Below are 2,756 nucleotides of genomic sequence, written 5' to 3' on the forward strand. Positions count from 1 at the left end.
GCCCGTGGGTCACTCCCTGATCAAGGCCGAGATGGCGCGCACCGGCGCGGTGTTCGGCGGCGAGCACTCGGGACACTTCTACTTCAAGGACTTCTTCCTCGCCGACTCCGGGATGATCGCCGCACTGCACGTCATGGCCGCCCTGGCGGAGACCGACGGCACGGTGTCCGAGCTCATGGCGCAGTACGAGCGCTACGTGTCCTCCGGTGAGATCAACAGCACCGTCGACGACGGTCCCGCGATCCTGGCGGAGCTGTCCCGCACGTACGCCGACCTGCCGCAGGACACCCTGGACGGCCTGACCATCACGGGCGACCGGTGGTGGTTCAACGTACGCGCGTCCAACACCGAGCCGTTGCTGCGACTCAACGTCGAGGGCGACGACGAGCCGACCATGGCTCGCGTACGCGACGAGGTTCTGGCGATAGTGCGTCGGTAGGGTGTGAGCATGAATCTTGACCCCGCCCTGCTCGAGATCCTGGTGTGCCCGCAGTGCCGGGCCACCCTCGCGGTCGACGACGAGGCCAGCGAGCTCGTCTGCACCGCTTGCGCCCTGGCCTACCCGGTCCGCCGCGACATCCCCGTGATGCTCGTCGACGAGGCACGGAACATCGCCTGATGGCGACTGAAGGCGGAAACAAGGCAGTCGTCGCGGCCCTGCTGGCCAACACCGGCATCGCCGTCACGAAGTTCATCGCGTTCCTGCTGACCGGCTTCTCGTCGATGCTGGCCGAGTCGATCCACTCGCTCGCCGATGCCGGCAACCAGGTGTTGCTGCTGGTGGGTGGCAAGCGATCCAAGCGGGAGGCGACCGAGGAGCACCCGTTCGGCTTCGGCCGCGAGCGCTACATCTACGCCTTCGTGGTGTCGATCGTGCTGTTCAGCGTCGGCGGCCTGTTCGCGCTCTACGAGGCCTATCACAAGTACCACGAGATCCACGACGGTCACGATGGCGGACTCGACAGCAAGTGGCGACTCGTGCCGCTGGTCGTGCTGGGCGTCGCGATCGTCCTGGAGTCGCTGTCGTTCCGCACCGCGATCATCGAGAGCAACAAGGTGCGCGGTGCGCAGAGCTGGTGGTCGTTCATCCGCAAGGCCAAGTCGCCCGAGCTCCCGGTGATCCTGCTCGAGGACCTCGCGGCGCTGGTCGGCCTCATCGCCGCCTTCCTAGCGGTGAGCCTGTCGCTGATCACCGACAACGCCTACTTCGACGTCGTCGGCACCGGCTTCATCGGCGTGCTGCTGATCGTCGTCGCGGTCATCCTCGCGATCGAGGTCAAGAGCCTGCTGATCGGCGAGTCGGCCAGCCGGGACGCGATCGACAAGATCCGCGGCGCGATCGAGTCGACCACCGGCGTCACGCGGATCATCCACATGAAGACGCTGCACATCGCGCCGGAGGAGCTGCTCGTCGCGGTCAAGATCGGCATCGAGGCCGATGCGACCGGTGCCGACATCGCCGCGATCATCGACGCGGCCGAACGCAACGTGCGAATCGCCGAGCCGATGGCGCAGCAGGTCTACGTCGAGCCCGACGTCTACCGCGCCGACCACGTGCCCGACGCGCGCCCCGCGCCGCCCAGCGCACCGAGCCACTAGGACGATGAGGGTTTCGGGTCGCGCCCGCAACCCAAAACCCTCATCGTGGTCCCTGCCCGGGGCGGCTAGTCCACCGGTGCGGTCGCCAGCGGGTCGAGGCGGTCGACGACCTCCGGGTCGCCGGCATCCGCGAGGTAGTCCGTCGGGTGCGTGTCGTCCGTTCCGGCATCGATGTCGAGCGCCCGGCAGATGAACGTACCGATGGCCGCGACGACCAGGTTGAGCGTCAGCGCGGTCAGCCCGAAGTAGATGAGGTTGTCGCTCAGGCTGATGCCGAACACCTCGAGCGGACCGACCGAGCCACCGAAGTGCGACCCCGGATCGCCCACGACTTCCTTGTTGTAGGCCGCGATCGTGCCCCACACCATGCCGACCGCCCAGCCGGCGATCAGCGCGTACCGGTGGAACCAGCGGGTGTAGAGGCCGATGACGATCGCCGGGAGGGTCTGCAGGATCCAGATCCCGCCGAGCAGCTGCAGGTTGATCGCGAAGTCCTTGGGCAGGGCCAGCACGAACAGCAGGGCGCCGAACTTCACCAGCAGGCTGGCGAGCTTGCTCTGCTTGGCTTCCTGGGCGTCCGTCGCGTCCGGGTTGAGGAACGCCTTGTAGATGTTGCGGGTCCACAGGTTGGCGGCGGCGATCGACATGATCGCGGCCGGCACGAACGCGCCGATCACGATCGCGGCGAACGCGACACCGGCGAACCACGGTGAGAACTCCTGCTCGAACAGCTGCGGGATCGCCATCTGCGGGTTCTTGACCTGGATGCCGGCCGCGACCGCGGCGATGCCCAGCAGCGCCAGGAGCCCCAGCAGGAACGAGTACGCCGGCAGGAGTGCCGCGTTGCGCCGGATGATGTTGCGGTTCTTGGTCGAGAGCACCGCGGTCACCGAGTGCGGATACATGAACAACGCGAGTGCGGAACCCAGCGACAGTGTGGCGTACGCCCACTGCGAGACGCCCATGCCGGGGATCAGCCCCTTGGCGCTCGCGTCGCCGGCCGCGATCGAGTCGGCGTTCTCCTTGTTGAAGGAGTCGAACGCCTTGCCGGCCGAGTCGAAGATGCCGCTCCAGCCGCCCAGCTGCGTCGGCAGGTAGATCACCGCGACGATGATGACGAGGTAGATCAGCGTGTCCTTGACGAACGCGATCAGCGC

Annotated in this window: 3 protein-coding genes and 1 pseudogene; 3 read left to right on the forward strand and 1 reads right to left on the reverse strand. The window is 67.1% G+C overall.

Features of this window, described 5'->3' with window-relative positions:
* The 3 genes and pseudogenes from manB to V6M46_RS19135 form a co-directional block, all read left to right on the forward strand.
* Nucleotides 1–439, forward strand: a pseudogene (gene manB / locus V6M46_RS19125) (phosphomannomutase/phosphoglucomutase); the annotation flags it as partial.
* 9 nt (nucleotides 440–448) lie between these two features.
* Nucleotides 449–619: a Trm112 family protein gene (locus V6M46_RS19130; RefSeq protein WP_332668046.1), complete on the forward strand. Its 171-nt coding sequence runs from the start codon at nucleotides 449–451 to the stop codon at nucleotides 617–619.
* A complete protein-coding gene (locus V6M46_RS19135; RefSeq protein ID WP_332668048.1) occupies nucleotides 619–1,599 on the forward strand; it encodes a cation diffusion facilitator family transporter in 981 nt (326 codons plus the stop codon). The genes V6M46_RS19130 and V6M46_RS19135 overlap by 1 nt, the downstream gene beginning before the upstream one ends.
* Before the next feature lie 65 nt (nucleotides 1,600–1,664).
* On the opposite strand, the gene V6M46_RS19140 is transcribed toward V6M46_RS19135, so the two are convergent.
* Nucleotides 1,665–2,756 (reverse strand): sodium:solute symporter family protein (locus V6M46_RS19140; protein ID WP_442880564.1); only part of this gene is annotated, 1,092 nt, incomplete at its 5' end.

This window comes from Aeromicrobium sp. (assembly GCF_036676885.1).
Classification (GTDB): Bacteria; Actinomycetota; Actinomycetes; order Propionibacteriales; family Nocardioidaceae; genus Aeromicrobium.

What these genes read in the sequence shown, in the direction of transcription:
- V6M46_RS19130 (WP_332668046.1), top strand. Translation starts at nt 449, where the DNA reads ATGAATCTTGACCCCGCCCTGCTCGAGATCCTGGTGTGCCCGCAGTGC.
- V6M46_RS19135 (WP_332668048.1), top strand. Translation starts at nt 619, where the DNA reads ATGGCGACTGAAGGCGGAAACAAGGCAGTCGTCGCGGCCCTGCTGGCC.